The 18347-nt window shown below is 44.3% G+C and carries 14 protein-coding genes and 2 tRNA genes; all 16 read left to right on the top strand.

All coding sequences use genetic code 11. The features are described from left to right. The first annotated feature begins 87 nt into the window (after nt 1–87). The 16 genes from B5F53_RS07070 to B5F53_RS06995 all read left to right on the top strand — a co-directional run bounded on the left by B5F53_RS07070 (nt 88) and on the right by B5F53_RS06995 (nt 18338). A tRNA-Val gene (locus B5F53_RS07070) sits at nt 88–160 on the top strand. Nucleotides 161–178: 18 nt separating this feature from the next. Then, nucleotides 179–252 (top strand) — tRNA-Met (locus tag B5F53_RS07065). Nucleotides 253–516: 264 nt separating this feature from the next. After that, nucleotides 517–1713 carry an LL-diaminopimelate aminotransferase gene (locus tag B5F53_RS07060; RefSeq protein WP_087221777.1) on the top strand — a complete coding sequence of 399 codons (1197 nt, stop codon included), beginning with the start codon at nt 517–519 and terminating at the stop codon, nt 1711–1713. 215 nt (nt 1714–1928) lie between these two features. Further along, the gene (locus B5F53_RS07055; protein WP_087221775.1) at nt 1929–3035 is read left to right on the top strand and encodes a GntR family transcriptional regulator; all 1107 of its coding nucleotides are present in this window, start codon (nt 1929–1931) and stop codon (nt 3033–3035) included. Nucleotides 3036–3069: 34 nt separating this feature from the next. Beyond that, a complete protein-coding gene (araA, locus tag B5F53_RS07050) occupies nt 3070–4566 on the top strand; it encodes an L-arabinose isomerase (protein WP_087221773.1) in 1497 nt (498 codons plus the stop codon). Between the two features lie 37 nt (nt 4567–4603). After that, nucleotides 4604–6211 (top strand): xylulokinase, encoded by a 1608-nt coding sequence (locus B5F53_RS07045; RefSeq protein ID WP_087221771.1) that lies wholly within the window; start codon nt 4604–4606, stop codon nt 6209–6211. A 22-nt stretch (nt 6212–6233) separates the two neighbouring features. Beyond that, on the top strand, nt 6234–6929 hold the full coding sequence (locus B5F53_RS07040) for an L-ribulose-5-phosphate 4-epimerase (protein WP_087221769.1): 696 nt from the start codon (nt 6234–6236) through the stop codon (nt 6927–6929). A 158-nt stretch (nt 6930–7087) separates the two neighbouring features. Then, entirely contained in the window at nt 7088–8716 is a 1629-nt protein-coding gene (locus tag B5F53_RS07035; protein ID WP_087221767.1) for a response regulator, read from the top strand. Next, a complete protein-coding gene (locus B5F53_RS07030) occupies nt 8713–10239 on the top strand; it encodes a sensor histidine kinase (RefSeq protein ID WP_087221765.1) in 1527 nt (508 codons plus the stop codon). The genes B5F53_RS07035 and B5F53_RS07030 overlap by 4 nt, the downstream gene beginning before the upstream one ends. Before the next feature lie 127 nt (nt 10240–10366). Next, nucleotides 10367–11503: an ABC transporter substrate-binding protein gene (locus B5F53_RS07025; protein ID WP_204246911.1), complete on the top strand. Its 1137-nt coding sequence runs from the start codon at nt 10367–10369 to the stop codon at nt 11501–11503. A 126-nt stretch (nt 11504–11629) separates the two neighbouring features. Next, the gene (locus tag B5F53_RS07020; RefSeq protein ID WP_087221763.1) at nt 11630–13147 is read left to right on the top strand and encodes a sugar ABC transporter ATP-binding protein; all 1518 of its coding nucleotides are present in this window, start codon (nt 11630–11632) and stop codon (nt 13145–13147) included. Further along, a complete protein-coding gene (locus B5F53_RS07015) occupies nt 13140–14213 on the top strand; it encodes an ABC transporter permease (RefSeq protein ID WP_087221761.1) in 1074 nt (357 codons plus the stop codon). The genes B5F53_RS07020 and B5F53_RS07015 overlap by 8 nt, the downstream gene beginning before the upstream one ends. Then, nucleotides 14213–15259, top strand: a complete 1047-nt coding sequence (locus tag B5F53_RS07010) for an ABC transporter permease subunit (protein ID WP_242970259.1) — start codon at nt 14213–14215, stop codon at nt 15257–15259. The genes B5F53_RS07015 and B5F53_RS07010 overlap by 1 nt, the downstream gene beginning before the upstream one ends. A 240-nt stretch (nt 15260–15499) precedes the next feature. Continuing rightward, the gene (locus tag B5F53_RS07005) at nt 15500–16771 is read left to right on the top strand and encodes a sn-glycerol-1-phosphate dehydrogenase (RefSeq protein ID WP_087221759.1); all 1272 of its coding nucleotides are present in this window, start codon (nt 15500–15502) and stop codon (nt 16769–16771) included. A 25-nt stretch (nt 16772–16796) separates the two neighbouring features. After that, on the top strand, nt 16797–17270 hold the full coding sequence (gene ispF / locus B5F53_RS07000; protein WP_087221823.1) for a 2-C-methyl-D-erythritol 2,4-cyclodiphosphate synthase: 474 nt from the start codon (nt 16797–16799) through the stop codon (nt 17268–17270). A gap of 159 nt (nt 17271–17429) precedes the next feature. Continuing rightward, complete coding sequence (locus B5F53_RS06995; RefSeq protein ID WP_087221757.1) at nt 17430–18338, top strand: leucine-rich repeat protein; 909 nt, start codon at nt 17430–17432, stop codon at nt 18336–18338. The last annotated feature ends 9 nt before the right edge of the window (nt 18339–18347 follow it).

The raw sequence follows: 18347 nt of genomic DNA, 5'->3' as shown, positions 1-18347 counted from the left end.
AATGTCAAAAAAACTGTTGACATTTTATGGAGTTTAATTGTATAATAGCAAAGCGGGTTGAGGGAAAACCTGAAACCCGCTGAATATGGGGTCTTAGCTCAGCTGGGAGAGCATCTGCCTTACAAGCAGAGGGTCACAGGTTCGAGCCCTGTAGGCCCCATACCAACTTCATAATTATGGCGAGATAGCTCAGTTGGCTAGAGCATACGGTTCATACCCGTAGTGTCGAGGGTTCGACTCCCCCTCTCGCTACTTGGAAAAAGCTTGCATTAGCAGGCTTTTTTGTTTTATGTGATTAAGGTGCCCTTTATGGAATTATGTTTTTGTGCATCTTTCCAAATATAGAAAAAAGAAAGGCTTTTGACACCTTAATCTTTATGTGATAGAAAATCCTCTTTGTTATGTAATTCCAATAGTATCCCGGAGGGAATTAAAACACAATCCGGATTATCCCTTGAATTTCACAGGAAAGTCTGATAACATTTCATGTGTACGTTATAGAGAGAGGATGGTTATATGCCAAAGTTAAATGAAAATTATAAAAAACTGCAGAATAACTACCTGTTTGCAGAGATTGCCAGGAGAGTGAATGAGTTTACCTCTGAAAATCCTGACAAACCGGTAATCCGTCTGGGTATCGGAGATGTGACGAAACCTTTGACCAAAAGTGCGCTGAAAGCTCTTCACGAAGGAGTGGATATGGAAGGATCTTCCGATACTTTCCAGGGATACGGCCCGGAACAGGGATATGCCTTTCTGCGGGAAGCGATTTCTGATTATTATAAAAGAAACGGTGTAGAAGTTGACGCGGACGCTGTTTTTATTTCTGACGGCGCCAAAAGCGATACGGGAAATATCACAGAACTGTTTGCGAAAGACAATGTGATCCTGGTCCCGGACCCGGTCTATCCGGTCTATGTGGATACCAATACGATGGACGGAAAAGAAATTATCTACATGAACGGAACAGAGGAAAATCATTTCCTTCCCATGCCGGATGAATCCGTAAAAGCTGATATTATTTACCTGTGTTCCCCTAATAACCCCACAGGAGCCTGCTATAATAAAGAGCAGTTAAAAGAATGGGTAGACTATGCGCTGAAGAACCAGGCGGTAATTCTGTTTGATTCTGCCTATGAAGCCTTTGTTTCGGATCCGGAGCTTCCCAGAAGCATCTATGCCATTGAGGGAGCCAGAAAATGTGCCATTGAATTCTGCAGCTTATCGAAGACAGCAGGGTTTACGGGGACCAGATGTTCCTACACCATAGTTCCCAAAGAGCTGGTATTTACAGATTCCAATGGAGAAGAGCTGTCCCTTCATGGGATGTGGAACCGCCGTCAGTCTACGAAATATAACGGAACCGCATTTCTGATTCAGCACGGCGCGGCTGCCGTTTTTACAGAAGAAGGAATGAAAGAGTGTCAGGAAAACATTGACTATTATATGGAAAATGCCAGGATCATCAGCGATATGCTGAAAAAGAAAGGAATCTGGTATACAGGAGGAGAAAATTCTCCGTATATCTGGTTTAAGTGTCCGGGCAATATGGATTCCTGGGAATTCTTTGATTATCTTCTGGAGAAAGCTCAGATTGTGGGAACTCCGGGAGCCGGATTCGGGAAAAACGGGAAAAATTATTTCCGTCTGACTTCTTTTGGGAAGCATGAGAGCACCAGAGAAGCCATGAAACGTTTCGATGAATTGTTTTAATTAAATTGAAATACAGAAGCTATTGCAAAAGTCAGGTTTTTTATGGAAATCGAACTTTCGCAATAGCTTTTTCTTTTGCGTAAAAACCATACATGTTTCCTGGTTTTGTGAAAGGTGCAACAATTAAAGAGCTGTTTTTTAGTGGGTTTTAAAGGAAAAACAACTTGTACATACTACCATACAAGTTGTACAATAAATATCAAGGAGGGATGCGAATGGGAAATGAAAATGGTAAGACAAAATATTACTCCCTGATGGAACAACTAAAGAGTGAGATCGTAACAGGAAAAATAAAGCCAGGCGAAAAACTCCCTTCTGAAAATGAGCTGGCTTCCACTTTTTCCATCAGTCGGCATACGGTACGGAAAGCTCTGGCCATTCTGGAACAGGAAGGATATATCATGGCTTCTCACGGAAGAGGAACCTTCTGTTCGGAAAGAGTGCGCCATATGAAAAATTCCAAAAACATCGCGGTAATTACCACGTACATTTCCGACTATATTTTTCCACGTCTGATTCAGGGCATTGATAAGGTGCTCTCCGCCAACGGATACAGCATCCTGCTGAAAAACACAGGAAACAGCAGAAGAATTGAGGCCAGATACCTGGAGGAAATTCTTTCCAAGGACATTGACGGACTGATTATCGAGCCCAGCAAGAGCCAGCTGATGTGCAAGCATATTTCTCTTTACGAACAGCTGGACAGCTATGAAATTCCCTATGTATTTATTCAGGGGATTCATCAGCAGCTCAGGGACAGACCCCACATACTGATGGACGACTGCAAGGGCGGATACCTGGTTACTAAATATTTAATTGAATTGGGACACCGTCAGATTTTAGGAATTTTTAAAGCGGACGACATCCAGGGCCGGGAGCGGCATAAAGGATATGTGCAGGCTTTGCAGGAGGCAGGGATTTTGTACAATCCGGATATGGTTATCTGGTTCCATACAGAAGACCGTAAATCCATGCCTGCCATGGCAGTGAAAATGAAACTGGAAGAAGGGCTTTTGGTGGAAGGGATTGTCTGCTATAACGATCAGATTGCTGTTCAGGTTATGAGCGCGTTGGAAAAAATGGGAAAGAAGGTGCCGGGAGACATCTCAGTCACCGGATATGACAATTCTTTGTTTTCTCAGGGAGAGAACGGGGTCGGCCTGACCACCATTGCCCATCCCCAGGAGAAACTGGGAGAGATGGCAGCGGAGCTGCTGTTGGAGAAAATCCGCCGGGTTCCGGAAGAGGAAAGCAAAGTAACCTGTCTGATCGCGCCGGAGCTGATAGTCAGAAACTCCTGCAGCGAAAGAGTGAGATACTAATTAAAAGTATATAAATTTTAAGGAGGATTTAAACATGAGAACAGGAAAAGATTACAAATTTTGGTTTTGTACAGGTTCACAGGATCTGTATGGTGACGAATGCTTAAGAAAGGTTGCTGAACATTCTAAAATCATTGTAGAAGAATTAAACAAATCAGGTGTTCTTCCTTTTGAAGTTGTATGGAAACCAACCCTGATCACCAATGAAGTAATCAGAAAAACCTTCAACGAAGCAAATGCAGATGAAAACTGTGCCGGTGTTATTACCTGGATGCATACCTTCTCTCCTGCAAAATCCTGGATTTTAGGTTTACAGGAATACAGAAAACCTTTATGTCATTTACATACACAGTTTAACGAAGAAATTCCTTACGATACCATCGATATGGACTTCATGAATGAAAACCAGTCTGCACATGGCGACAGAGAATACGGACACATTGTAAGCCGTATGGGAATTGAAAGAAAAGTTATCGTTGGACACTGGGCTGATAAGAAAGTTCAGGAAAGACTGGCTTCCTGGATGAGAACTGCTATCGGTATCATGGAAAGCAGCCACATCCGCGTATGCCGTATCGCTGACAACATGAGAAACGTAGCCGTAACAGAAGGCGATAAAGTAGAAGCACAGATCAAATTCGGATGGGAAATCGACGCATATCCGGTTAATGAAATTGCAGAATACGTAGATGCTGTAAGCGAAGGCGACATCAATGCTTTAGTAGAAGAGTACTATGACAAATACGAAATCTTACTGGAAGGAAGAGATCCGGAAGAATTCAAAAAACATGTGGCTGTACAGGCTGGTATCGAAATCGGATTTGAAAAATTCTTAGAAGAGAAGAACTATCAGGCACTGGTAACACACTTTGGTGATTTAGGTTCCCTGAAACAGCTTCCGGGTCTGGCAATCCAGAGACTGATGGAAAAAGGATACGGATTCGGTGCAGAAGGCGACTGGAAAACAGCAGCAATGGTACGTCTGATGAAGATTATGGCAGCCAATACACCAAATGCAAAAGGAACTTCCTTCTTTGAAGACTATACCTACAATCTGGTACCGGGAAAAGAAGGTATCCTTCAGGCTCATATGCTGGAAGTGTGCCCGACTGTAGCAGACGGCCCAATCAGCATCAAAGTGAACCCATTAAGCATGGGCGACAGAGAAGATCCTGCAAGACTGGTATACACCTGCAAAGAAGGCCATGGCGTAGCAACTTCTTTAGTAGACTTAGGAAATCGTTTCCGTCTGATCATCAACGATGTAGAGTGCAAGAAGACAGAAAAAGATATGCCGAAACTTCCGGTTGCAACTGCATTCTGGACACCGGAACCAAGCCTGGCAACCGGAGCAGAAGCATGGATCCTGGCAGGCGGCGCTCATCATACGGCATTCTCCTACGACTTAACTGCAGAGCAGATGGGAGACTGGGCAGCAGCTATGGGTATCGAAGCTGTATATATTGATAAAGACACAACAATCCGTAACTTCAAAAATGAATTAAGATGGAATGCAATCGCTTACAAATAAGTCGAACGGTAAAAGAATAGAATAGGAGGAGTTCCGGATGGCTGTTGATGTAAATCGTATTAAAAGTGAAATTGAAAATGGAAATACAGCACTGGGAATTGAATTCGGCTCAACCCGTATTAAAGCGGTTCTGGTCGGCGCAGACAATGCGCCGATTGCAGCCGGCGCCCATGACTGGGAAAACAGACTGGAAAATGGAATCTGGACATACAGTCTGGAAGACATTTGGACAGGACTGCAGGATGCCTATGCAAAAATGGCGGCAGATGTAAAAGATAAATATGATCTGACTCTGACCACTATCGGAGCCATTGGATTCAGTGCCATGATGCACGGATATATGGCCTTTGATAAAGACGGCGAGATCCTGGTACCTTTCCGTACCTGGAGAAACAATATCACAGGAGAAGCTTCTGAGAAACTGACGAAGCTGTTTAACTACCACATTCCTCAGAGATGGAGCATTGCCCATCTGTACCAGGCAATCTTAAAAGGGGAGGAACATGTTTCTCAGATTGATTTCCTGACCACCCTGGAAGGATTCATCCACTGGAAACTGACCGGCCGGAAAGTTCTGGGAATCGGAGAAGGATCCGGTATGTTCCCCATTGATATTGAAAAGAAAAACTACAATGAAAGAATGATTGCACAGTTCGATGAACTGGTAGCAGATAAGAATCTGCCCTGGAAACTGGCAGACATTCTTCCTGAAGTTCTTCTGGCAGGAGAAGACGCCGGAACTTTAACAGAAGAAGGCGCTAAACTTCTGGACATATCCGGAAATCTGAAAGCAGGAATTCCGCTGTGTCCTCCGGAAGGTGATGCAGGAACCGGTATGGTGGCTACCAACAGTGTGGCAAAATGCACCGGTAACGTATCTGCCGGAACTTCCGTATTTGCCATGATCGTTCTGGAAAAAGACTTAAGCAAAGCTTACGAGGAACTGGATATGGTAACAACTCCAACGGGAAATCTGGTTGCCATGGTTCATTCCAACAACTGTACTTCTGACTTAAATGCCTGGGTAAATATCTTCAAAGAGTACTCAGAGGCAATGGGTGTGGAAGTGGATATGAATAAATTATTCGGAACCCTGTACAACAAGGCTCTGGAAGGAGATGCAGACTGCGGCGGTCTGTTATCCTACTGCTACTTCTCAGGAGAGCATATTACAGGATTTGAAGAGGGACGTCCGCTGTTTGTACGTTCTTCCAACTGTAAATTTAACCTGGCTAACTTTATGAGAACTCATTTGTATACCGCTCTGGGCGCTTTGAAAGTGGGAGCAGACATCCTGTTCAAAGAAGAAGGGGTGAAACTGGATAAGATTCTGGGCCACGGCGGTCTGTTTAAGACAAAAGGCGTAGGACAGAGAATCATGGCAGCCGCTATGAACGTACCGGTTTCTGTAATGGAAACAGCAGGAGAGGGCGGCGCCTGGGGTATTGCTCTTCTGGCTTCTTATATGCGTAATAAAGAAGAAGGAGAAACTCTGGACGACTATCTGAACAACAAAGTATTTGCCGGACAGGAAGGCGTAACCATGGAACCTGTAGCAGAGGATGTGGCAGGATTTGAAGCGTTTATCGAACGTTATAAGAAAGGTCTTGCTATTGAGAGAGCTGCTGTGGATGCTCTGGATTAAGAGAGAAAAGAGGTTTTTATAAATGTTAGAAGAATTAAAAAAACGGGTATATGAAGCCAATATGCTTCTGCCAAAATATAAAATGGTAACCTTTACCTGGGGAAATGTCAGTGAAATTGACCGTGAGGCAGGCATTTTTGCTATCAAACCAAGCGGTGTGGACTATGACATTCTGAAACCGGAAGATATGGTTTTGGTAGACCTGGAAGGCAATGTGGTAGAAGGAGAATATAATCCTTCTTCCGATACCCCCACCCATCTGGAACTGTACAAAGCGTTTCCAAAGATTGGCGGCGTGGTACATACGCATTCTCCCTGGGCTACAAGCTGGGCACAGGCAGGCAGAGGAATCCCCTGCTACGGAACCACACATGCAGACTATATGTATGGAGAAATCCCATGCGCCCGCTGCCTGACCAAAGAAGAGATTGATGCAGGATACGAAAAGAATACGGGACTTTTAATTGCAGAAGAGTTTAAAAACAGAGACTACGAAGCAGTACCCTGTGTTCTGTGCAAAAATCACGGACCTTTTACCTGGGGAAAAGACGGACATGAAGCCGTGCACAATGCAGTTGTACTGGAAGAAGTAGCCAAGATGGCTGCCCGCTGCGAGATGATTAATCCGCAGGTTCAGCCGGCTCCTCAGGAAATTCAGGACAAACATTATTACCGGAAACACGGTGCGAACGCATATTACGGACAGGGAAAGAAATAAAAAACAGGAAATAAAGAAAAAGGAGGTTGCGGCAGGCCAGAGGAGGAATCTGAAAGTCAGCCGCTGCCTCTTCTTTTTTTTACTTGGGGATACCTCTTTTCCGATTTTTATGTTAGAATAGAAAGACAGCATGTTTTGTGGAAGGTGAAGGAGAAGAGATGATTAAGGTATTCTTAGTAGAAGACGAGGTTATAATGCGAAAGGGGATTAAGAATCATATTCCCTGGGAAAAGGAAGGGCTGGAATTTGTAGGAGAGGCCAGCGACGGAGAGCTTGCTTATCCTCTGATTAAGAAAACAAAGCCTGACATTCTGATTACAGACATTAAGATGCCTTTTATGGATGGACTGGAACTAAGCAGTCTGGTAAAAAAGGAGTTTCCCAATACAAAAATCATTATTTTGAGCGGGTATAATGAATTTGATTATGCCAAAAGAGCCATCAGCATTGGTATCACTGATTATCTGCTGAAACCGGTAAGCCGGGAAAAACTTCTGGAAGCTATCAAACGGGTGGCAGAAGTTATCCGGGAAGAACAGGAGCAGCAGAAACTGATGACTCAGTATCAGGAGGAAATGAAGGAAAACCTTCGGGCAGAAAAAATCAAGCTCTTTTATGCCTTAGTACATAATACCATTTCCATCAGTGAGATCCTGAATAAAGGCGGACAGATGGGGATGGATTTTACTGCTTCCTATTATACGGTAGTCATGTTTAAAGTTATTTCCGAGGGACATGATTATATGGAACATCTGGTTAAAGTCACGGAGCAGGTGGAGGAATACCTGGAGTCGGAGGAACGGATCCTTTGTTTTAAGCGGCCGGAGGACGGATGGTTTCTTTTGGTACGAAGCGAAGACGGGGAAGAGTTTCAGGAAATTCTTTCAGCCCTTAAGGAAAAGGTTCAGAGCCTGATACCGGAAGAAGATACCCTGCAGTATTTTGGAGGGATCGGAAAGACAGTACAGAGACTCAGAGATGTGGGGATTTCTTACAATGAGGCCAACAGCGCTTTCGCCAGCCGTTTCTTTATGGAAAGAAATCAGATTGTCACCAATGAGGAAGTAAGGCTGTGGAACACCCCGGCAGAAAAATCGGTGGATCTGAAAACCATTGATGTTTCTAAAATTGACCGGAAACTGGTGGAAGACTTCCTGAAAGTGGGAGCCAAGGAAGAGGTGGAGAACTTCATAGAAAATTATTTCCGTAAGGTGGGAAGCGGAACTTATAATTCTGTAATGTTCCGCCAGTATCTGATGATGGACATGTATTTCTGTGTGGCGGGGGTTCTGGAAAGCCTGGGATTAAGCGCCGAGGATCTGCCGGAGCATTACCGGGACGCCAGTGTAATTGCAGCTCAGGTAACATCTGTCAGCGGAATGAAGCAGTATTTGACCGATTTATTTAGCGAGGCGCTGGATCTACGGGATAATTCCTCCATGGATCACTACAATTCTCTGTTTGAAGATGCTAAAAAATATATTCAGGAAAATTTCCAGAACAATGATATATCTTTAAACGTAGTGGCCTCTCAGGTGGGAATCAGCCCCAGTTATTTCAGCACCCTGTTTCGTCAGGAACTGGGAGAGACCTTTATTGAGTATCTGACCAAACTCAGAATGGACAGGGCGAAAGAGCTTCTGATGTGTACCAACCGGAAGACTTCTGAGATAGGATTCTCCATCGGGTATAAAGATTCCCATTACTTTAGCTACATATTTAAAAAGACACAGGGATGTACTCCTAAGGAGTACCGGGCCCGCAGGAAGGAGGGGCCAGGGAAATGACATCCAGAAAACCGCTATCTTTAAGAAACAGGCTGGCCTCTTTGTCAGCCTTAATTATTATCCCTCTTGCAGCGCTGACCATTGCCCTGCTTGTGATTCTGATGGATTATAATCAGTCCTATTCTAAGGTTGTTAACAATATTACAGAAGTGAATCCATATAATGTGGAGTTTGAGGAAAACATTAATTACAGTATGTACAGTACCATTATCGGACAGATAGAGCTGGACAAGGATAAGGATGTACTGACAGAGGGAGATTCTAAATATTCCAGAGTGATACAAAATCCCTATAAGCTGATTGAGAAGGCCAGAAAAACCTTCCGTCATCTGCTGAGGGAATGTACCAATACAGCCAGTGTTTCCAGAATCCGCGGTTCTCTTTCCTGTCTGGACAGTCTGGAAAATGTAATCGGACAGATCGAAACAAACATTAAAACGTCAGGAACCTACAGCGAAAATTACAGTATCTGGGAAAACGACATTCAGGGGCTGACGGCAATGATCCGGGATTACACCCAGGAGTATATTTATTACGAAACCCAGACGCTGATCGATTTGAGGATTAAGATGGAGGCCAGAACCAATACCATTATTTTAATGACGGCCGGAATGCTGGCACTTATTTTATTCATAAGCGTAATGTCTACCAAACGGATTATCGGAAGTGTAACAAAGCCCATTGACGCCCTGTGTAAGGCTGCGAAAAGGATGGAGCACGGTGACTTCACGGAGGAGACCAATATCGAAGCAGTGGATGAAATTTCTGTTCTGACAGACAGTTTTAACGGAATGCGTTCGGAAATTTCCCGTCTGATTGAAGATATTAAGGGGGAACAGAGAAAATTAAGGGATACGGAGCTGAAACTTCTGCAGGCTCAGATCAATCCCCACTTTCTTTATAATACCCTGGACGCCATTGTGTGGCTGGCAGAGGACGGCCAGAACCGGAAGGTGGTAAATATGACCACCTCTTTATCTGAGTTCTTCCGGACGGTACTGAGCCAGGGGAAAGATTATATTACCATTAAAGAAGAAGAAACCCATGTACACAGTTATCTGAGCATTCAGCAGTTCCGCTATCAGGATATAATGGAATATGAAATTTCCATAGATAAAGAGCTATATCAGTATCGGATTCTGAAAATGGTTCTGCAGCCACTGGTGGAAAATGCCCTGTATCACGGAATTAAGAACAAAAGAGGAAAGGGCAAGATCTGGGTGAGAGGATATGCCAGCGCAGGTATCATTGTGCTGGAGGTGGAAGATAATGGAATTGGAATGACAGAGGATCAGCTGGCTGAGCTTCGGGAGAAGATTAAAGGAAAAGAAAATCCGCAGACTTCGGCCAGGGGTGGTTTCGGACTTCTGAATGTGGAAGAACGGATTCAGATGAACTACGGAAAACAATATGGACTGGCTTTTGAAAGTTTTTATGGAAAAGGAACCAGGGTAACAGTCCGGATTCCGAAAGAAAACGTACCTTTATCGAAAGAAAACACACAAAGAATAGAAGAAAATTAAAATTTAGTAAAATAAATTACTAATTTAAGGGTTTTTTCCGTAGATTTTTTAAAAAAAAAGTTTAAAATAGAATTATCAGTTGCGGCAAGAGTAAAGAACAGCCGCAGAAAGTTAAGGAGGATTTATCATGAAGAAGAAAGTATTAGCAACACTTTTAAGCGTAGCTGTAGTTGGTACTATGCTTGCAGGCTGTGGCGGATCCAGCGACACAGCATCCGATGACAGCGCAGCAACAGAGGATACCGCAGCAGCAGACGACGATGCAGCAGCAGAAGATGATGCAGCAGCAGACGACGCTTCTGGTTCAGGCGATGTTCTTACTGTTGGTTTCTCACAGGTAGGTGCTGAATCTGACTGGCGTACTGCAAACACAGAGTCCATGAAAGGTACTTTCACTGAAGAAAACGGATACGAATTAATCTTTGACGATGCTCAGCAGAAACAGGAAAACCAGATTACTGCAATCCGTAACTTCATCCAGCAGGGTGTAGATTACATACTTCTTGCACCTGTTACAGAAACAGGTTGGGATACCGTTCTTCAGGAAGCATATGATGCAGGAATCCCTGTAATCACTGTAGACCGTATGGTTGACATCTCTGATGAAAACCTGGTTACAGCATGGGTAGGTTCTAACTTCAAACTGGAAGGCCAGAAAGCATGTGCATGGCTGAAAGCATTCCTGGAAGCTAAAGGACGTGGAGAAGAAGAAATCAACATCGTTGATATTCAGGGAACCATCGGTGCATCCGCTCAGATCGGACGTACAGAAGCTCTGGAAGAAGCAATCGAAGCAAACGAAAACTGGAACATGTTAGCTCAGCAGTCTGGTGAATTTACACAGGCTAAAGGTCAGGAAGTTATGGAATCTATCCTGAAACAGAGCGGTGACGATGTAGACGTTGTATACTGCGAGAACGATAACGAAGCATTCGGTGCTATCGACGCTATCAAAGCTGCTGGTTACGAAATCGGAACAGAAGACGGCCAGATTATGGTTATGTCCTTCGACGCAGCTACTGCAGCTCTGAACATGACAATGAGCGGAGAAATTGCTCTTGCTACAGAGTGTAACCCATTACATGGTCCTCGTGTAGATGAAATCATCAAAGCTCTGGAAGCCGGAGAAGAAGTTGAAAAAGAAACATTCGTTGACGAAACAATGTTTGCAACAGACGATACCGTTGCAACTGTAGATGTTGACGGAGAATCTTATGAAGTAACAGCAGTTACTCAGGAAGTTATTGACGGACGTGCATATTAATTAGAAGTCATAGAGATAGAGTGACTTGAATGTCGAGGCGTGGTATGTGAAGTCGGAGAAAAGGATACAAGCATCTTCGTGCCACGCCTCGTTTATGCTTAAAATGAGGAAAGCAGGTGAAAGATAGTGGAACATAATGTCATTTTGAAAATGAGAGGTATTAGTAAAACATTCCCTGGTGTTCGCGCCCTGCAAAATGTTGATTTTACGCTTCGAAGCGGGGAAATTCACGCTCTGATGGGAGAAAACGGAGCTGGTAAATCTACATTGATCAAAGTGCTTACCGGTGTGCATGAATTGAGTGCCGGAACTGTGGAAATGGACGGAAAGAAGATCGTGAACCATTCTCCTCAGGATGCACAGAATAACGGAATCAGTACGGTGTATCAGGAGGTTAACCTTTGTCCGAACCTGACGGTTGCGGAGAATCTGTTCATCGGACGTGAGCCGAGAAAAATGGGATTAATCGACTGGAGAACCATGAATAAGAAATCTGCAGAGTTGTTAAAGAGTCTGGATATTGCGGTACCGCCCACACAGATGCTGGAAGACTGCTCTATCGCAATTCAGCAGATGATTGCTATCGCCCGTGCGGTAGATATGGAATGTAAAGTTTTGATTCTGGATGAACCTACCTCTTCTCTGGATGATGATGAGGTAGAGAAACTGTTCGTGCTGATGCGCCGCCTTCGTGAGAAGGGAGTTGGAATCATATTCGTAACTCACTTCCTGGAGCAGGTATACGCAGTATGTGACAGAATTACAGTCTTGAGAAACGGTGAACTTGTAGGAGAGTACGAGACAAAAGATCTTCCGCGAGTTATGTTGGTTGCTAAGATGATGGGTAAAGACTTCGATGACCTGGCTGATATTAAGAGCGGACATCTGGAGAAGAAATTCGAAGGAGCTCCGGTAATTGAGGCAGAAGGTCTTGGACATAAAGGAACCATCCGTCCTTTCAATATTGCTATTAACAAAGGTGAAGTTATCGGTCTTACAGGTCTTCTGGGTTCCGGACGTTCTGAACTGGTACGTGCCATCTATGGTGCTGACAAGGCAGACAGCGGTAAGCTGAAAGTAAATGGAAAAGAAGTAAAGATCAACAAACCTCTGGATGCAATGAAGCTCGGTATGGCGTATCTTCCGGAAGACAGAAAGCGCGACGGTATTATTGCCGATCTGTCTGTACGTGAAAATATCATTATCGCTCTTCAGGCAAAACGCGGTATGTTTAAACTGATGAGCAGAAAAGAAATGGAAGAAGCTGCAGATAAATACATCAAGATGCTGCAGATTAAGACCGCAAGCCGTGAAACTCCGATTAAGAGTCTTTCCGGTGGTAACCAGCAGAAAGTTATTCTGGGACGCTGGCTGCTGACAGAGCCGGAATATCTGATTCTGGACGAACCGACCCGTGGTATTGACATCGGTACCAAAACAGAAATTCAGAAACTGGTACTTGATTTAGCGGATCAGGGAATGGCAGTTACCTTTATTTCTTCCGAAGTAGAAGAGATGCTTCGTACCTGTTCCCGCATGGCTGTATTAAGAGACGGCAAGAAAGTCGGAGAACTCTCCGGAGATGAGCTGAATCAGAATACAATCATGAAGACCATCGCAGGAGGTGAAGAGAACAATGAGTAAGACTTCTGAAAAAGATACAAGTTTTATTAAGAAGTTAACAGGCAACAGACTGTTTCTTCCTATCGTATGTCTGGTTGTTGTACTTTTAATCAACCTGATTAAGACACCGACTTTCTTCGCAATTTCTATTAACAACGGTGTTCTCTACGGATATATCATTGACGTTATCAACCGTGCATCTGAGCTGGTAATCTTAGCTGTAGGTATGACTCTTGTAACCGCAGCTTCCGGCGGACAGGACATCAGTGTTGGTGCTGTTATGGCAGTTGCCGGCGCCGTTTGCTGCCAGATTCTTTCCGGCGGTGAAGTAAGTGTCAATGAATTTGCCAATCCATTAGTACTGGCAATTGTTGTAGCATTAATCGTAGCAGGAATCTGCGGAGCATTTAACGGTCTGCTGGTTTCCTACTTTAACATCCAGCCGATGGTTGCTACCCTGATCCTGTATACTGCAGGACGTGGTATTGCACAGTTAGTAACAGGCGGACAGATTACTTATGTTCGTGTTGGTACTTATCAGGCAATTGGTGGATACATTGGCGGTTCACCGGTTTCCACACCGATTTTCCTGGCAATTATCACCGTAGTTGTCGTATATCTGGTATTAAAACATACAGCCTTAGGTCTGTACATCGAATGTGTAGGTATTAACGGAAGCGCCTCCCGTCTGGTAGGTCTGAATTCCAAAATGATCAAATTCCTTACCTACGTTATCTGCGGTGTTCTGGCAGGTATTGCAGGTATTGCAGCTTCCGGACGTATCTATTCCGCAGATGCAAACAACATTGGTCTGAACCTGGAAATGGATGCCATCCTTGCAGTTGCTCTTGGCGGTAACGCTCTCGGCGGTGGTAAATTCAGCCTGATGGGCTCTGTAATCGGTGCTTACACCATTCAGGCCCTGACAACAACTCTGTACGCAATGAACGTATCTGCTGACCAGCTGCCTGTATATAAGGCAATCGTCGTAATCGTTATCGTTGTACTGCAGAGCCCTGTATTCCAGAAATTCCTGGCAGAGCGTAAAGCGAAAAAAGCCGTTGCAGTGGAAGGAGGTCAGAAATAATGAAAGCATCAAACGAAAAAGCTGTTGCAGCTAATCCAATGGCAAAGAAAAAACTGACCGGTACAGGATTCCTTTTGATTGTTACCATAGCGTTGTTCTTCGTTATGTACATCGCAGGTATGATCGTGTTTGCAGACAAAGGTTTTGCAAATGCACAGATGTTCTTAAACCTGTTTGTATCCAACGCAGGTCTGATTGTTATTGCGTGTGGTCTGACCATCGTAATGATTACCGGCGGAATTGATATTTCCGTTGGTTCTGTAGTAGCACTTGTATGTATGACAGTTGCTGATTTAATGGAGAATAAAGGGGCTAACGCATATGTAGCTCTTCTTATGGCATTAGTAATCGGTCTGTTATTCGGTGTTGTACAGGGATTCTTAGTATCCTACTTAGAGATTCAGCCATTTATCGTTACTCTGGCCGGTATGTTCTTCGGCCGTGGTATGACAGCCATTGTCAGCACAGACATGATTGCCATTACCAATGAAACCTTTATGAAATGGGCAAAATTCAAAATCAATATGCCGTTCGGTACAGTTAACCGAAGAGGTGATTTTATTGCCGCATACATATATCCAACCGTTGTAATTGCGATTATTGTATTAATCATCATTGCAGTATTACTGAAATACTCCAAGTTCGGACGTAAACTGTACGCAATCGGCGGTAACCAGCAGAGCGCTATGATGATGGGTCTGAACGTTAAGAGAACCAAATTCCAGGCTTATATCCTGGATGGATTCCTGGCAGGTCTGGGCGGATTCTTATTCTGTCTGAACAGTTGTGCAGGTTTCGTAGAGCAGGCGAAAGGTTTTGAAATGGACGCAATTTCCGCATCCGTTATCGGCGGTACTCTGTTAAGCGGTGGTGTTGGTACACCAATCGGTACCTTATTCGGCGTACTGATTAAAGGTACGATTACCAGCTTAATCACCACACAGGGAACACTTTCAAGCTGGTGGGTACGTATTACCCTTTCTGCATTACTTTGCTTCTTCATCGTACTGCAGTCTGTAATCGGTACTCTGAAAAAGAAAAAATAATATAAGAAATGATATTAAGAACCGGCTGTCACAGGTAAAATTGTGGCGGCCGGTTTTTTGTGTAATAGGAAATTCCCCTGGATTTCCTATTACACAAAAAACGCTCCGCTATGGATGCGACATAGGAAAGCGCGTTGATTTTTTTTACCGGATCATGTATAATAGGAAAGCAAATGACAGAGATTTAATGAATTAAAAAATAGAAATTTACTCGTCAGGAAGAATAGGAGGATGTAATACATGCGAGTTGATACGGACGATTTTGCCCGACCTTGTAGCTGTGGGAAAAAGCACAAAATCGATGTACAGGAAATTTTGATTGAAGCCGGTGCTGTGGAGAAACTGGAAGAGATGATGTCGGATGGATTTCTGAAAGAATATATTTCTCCGCTGCTGATTTGCGATACCAATACCTACGAAGCCACTTATGATATTATGGAAGACATTTACGACCGCTGTCAGGTTGTGATTCTGGAGGCGGAAGGACTTCATGCAGATAATCATGGAGTAGAGATCGTAGAGAAAAATATGGAAGAAGATATTGACCTTATTTTAGCGGTAGGATCCGGAACAATCCACGATATAAGCCGGTATGTGGCATATCAGTACAGAATTCCCTTTGTATCGGTTCCTACGGCGGCCAGCGTAGACGGATTCGTATCAACGGTTGCAGCTATGACCTGGGATGGAATGAAGAAGACAATCCCGGCTGCACCCCCTATCTGTGTGATTGCTGATACCAATATATTTGCAAAAGCGCCCAAAAGGCTGAACGCCTCCGGAGCTTCTGATTTGTTCGGAAAATATATCTGCCTGGCGGACTGGAAGATTGCCCATCTGCTGACCGGAGAATATATCTGTAAACGGGTAATCCGTATGGAAGAACAGGCTCTGAAGACGGTGCGCTCCTGTATAAAAGGCGTAGCGGCGGGAGATGAGGAAGCCTGTGAGGAACTGATGTATGCACTGATCCTCTCGGGTCTTGCGATGCAGATGATCGGGAATTCCAGACCCGCATCCTGTGCGGAACATCATATGTCCCATTTGTGGGAAATGGAAGTAATCAACGGGCCACTGGACGCCCTCCATGGAGAAAAAGTTTCCGTGGGGACCATGCTTGCGGCGAGAGAATATAAGAGGATCGCAGAAGCTGTCCGCGACGGAAAATGTTACGCCGATCCGTACCAGGGAATGGAAGAAAAACTGATACGGGATACTTTCGGAAAGAAAGGTCTGTATGAGAAGACGATTGAGGAGAATACTCCGGATCCGATGGAAATGGTATCCGCAGACCGGCTCAATGCCAGCCTGTATAAGATAGCAGACATTATTGATGAGATTCCGGAAGTGGAAGAACTGGATAAAATCCTGAAAAACGGCGGCTGTGTCAGAACCGTACAGGACATCGGGCTGACGGAAGACATCATCCCTTTAACTATGGAACTTTCTCCCTATGTGAGAAATCGTCTGAGCTTTATGCGAGTGAGAAAAATGCTGAATATAGAACCCTGACAGAAAGGTTATGATACAGAGTATGATACGAGTAGGAATGGGATATGACGTACATAAGCTGACAGAAGGCAGAGACCTGATTCTCGGCGGTGTACCGATTCCCTATGAAAAAGGATTACTGGGGCATTCGGATGCGGATGTACTTATTCACGCCGTAATGGATGCTCTCCTGGGAGCAGCGGCCCTCGGGGACATTGGAAAACACTTTCCGGATACGGATCCCAAGTACAAAGGGATTTCCAGTATGCTGCTGCTGGAAGAAACAGCCCGTTTACTGAAAGAACAGGGGTACGCGATTGGTAATATTGACGCAACGATTATTGCCCAGCGGCCGAAGATGGCTCCCCATATCCCCCAAATGAGAGAGAACCTGGCAAAATGTCTGGGGATTTCCCAAGCGCAGGTGAATATTAAAGCCACTACAGAAGAGGGACTGGGCTTTACCGGAAACGGTCAGGGGATCAGTTCTCAGGCCATCTGCCTGATAGAAAAGAAGTAAAGAACCGCTAAATAACACCGTATGGTATAGAGAGAAATACTCTTATATCATACGGTGCTTTCGTAATAGGAGAAGGTGCAGGTTGATTTCTGCAGGATTGGTTGTATAATAGAAAAATATCAGTGAAGTTCCGGAGAACAAAGAAAGGCAGTCAGAAAATTGGAAAGCAAAGACAGATTATTTACGTATTGTATAGAAGAAGATGCCCGGGGTCCCTATGTGAGCATTGAATCGTATGTTTCCGATGTGAAGGCAGTGCAGATACCGGATTTTGTGGATAATATTCCGGTAAAGGAGCTGAAACCTTATGTATTTGCTGGAAATGCACACAGAGAGGTCTATCTGCCGGGAACCATACGAAGGATTGGCAGGTACGGGTTTTACAACTGCAGGGAGCTGAATTTCTTATCTTTTCACAGTAACATAGAAGATGTGGGGAGCGGATGTTTTACCGGATGCCATAAAGTAAAAACCCTGGAGGTCACCATGACGGATGACACATTTTCCTGCTTTCGGGAAATTCTCTCAGAATTTTCGGAAGAATTATATGTGATTTATCACGGTGAGGAAGAAGCGCGTCTGATGTTCCCTGAATTTTATGAAGAAGGTGTGGAAAATACACCGGCCAGAATTTTAATGACGGAGGTTCATGGAAGCGGAATTCATTATCGAAACTGTTTTCAGGGAGCCCGGTTTCACTTTCAGGAATACGATGCCCGTTTTCCTATGGCGAAGGCCCGGGAGAGTCAGGAGTTTTCCATAAAACTGGCTTTGGGAAGACTGTCCTTTCCCTGTCAGCTAAGTGGAAATGCAAAAGAAGAATATAAAAATTATCTGCTGGAACGCCAGACTTTGGTGGTCAGAAGCCTGATTGAAAGACAGGAACCGGAATTGTTAATGTGGTTTCTGGAAGATGTCAGCCGTAAGAAGCGGCTGGGGGAAGAGGAACTGCAGGAAGCGCTGCAGTTTGCCCAGAGAAAGGGCGACGCCCGTATCTGTGCCTGTCTGATGGAATATCAGGGGCGTTATGGAAGCAGACGAAGTTCCATTGAAGATATGGAACTGTAAACAGGAGGA

The sequence above is a fragment of the Blautia sp. An249 genome, from assembly GCF_002159835.1.
Classification (GTDB): Bacteria; Bacillota; Clostridia; order Lachnospirales; family Lachnospiraceae; genus Blautia_A; species Blautia_A avistercoris.
Note: the sequence above shows the minus strand (reverse complement) of the source record. Positions and strands in the feature narration are given on the sequence as shown.

Bases quoted from the DNA above. Each gene is read 5' to 3' on its own strand.
- B5F53_RS07025 (WP_204246911.1), top strand. From the start codon at position 10,367: ATGAAGAAGAAAGTATTAGCAACACTTTTAAGCGTAGCTGTAGTTGGT.
- B5F53_RS07060 (WP_087221777.1), top strand. From the start codon at position 517: ATGCCAAAGTTAAATGAAAATTATAAAAAACTGCAGAATAACTACCTG.
- B5F53_RS07045 (WP_087221771.1), top strand. From the start codon at position 4,604: ATGGCTGTTGATGTAAATCGTATTAAAAGTGAAATTGAAAATGGAAAT.
- B5F53_RS07055 (WP_087221775.1), top strand. From the start codon at position 1,929: ATGGGAAATGAAAATGGTAAGACAAAATATTACTCCCTGATGGAACAA.
- B5F53_RS07040 (WP_087221769.1), top strand. From the start codon at position 6,234: ATGTTAGAAGAATTAAAAAAACGGGTATATGAAGCCAATATGCTTCTG.
- B5F53_RS07035 (WP_087221767.1), top strand. From the start codon at position 7,088: ATGATTAAGGTATTCTTAGTAGAAGACGAGGTTATAATGCGAAAGGGG.
- B5F53_RS07030 (WP_087221765.1), top strand. From the start codon at position 8,713: ATGACATCCAGAAAACCGCTATCTTTAAGAAACAGGCTGGCCTCTTTG.
- B5F53_RS07005 (WP_087221759.1), top strand. From the start codon at position 15,500: ATGCGAGTTGATACGGACGATTTTGCCCGACCTTGTAGCTGTGGGAAA.
- B5F53_RS07010 (WP_242970259.1), top strand. From the start codon at position 14,213: ATGAAAGCATCAAACGAAAAAGCTGTTGCAGCTAATCCAATGGCAAAG.
- B5F53_RS07015 (WP_087221761.1), top strand. From the start codon at position 13,140: ATGAGTAAGACTTCTGAAAAAGATACAAGTTTTATTAAGAAGTTAACA.
- araA (WP_087221773.1), top strand. From the start codon at position 3,070: ATGAGAACAGGAAAAGATTACAAATTTTGGTTTTGTACAGGTTCACAG.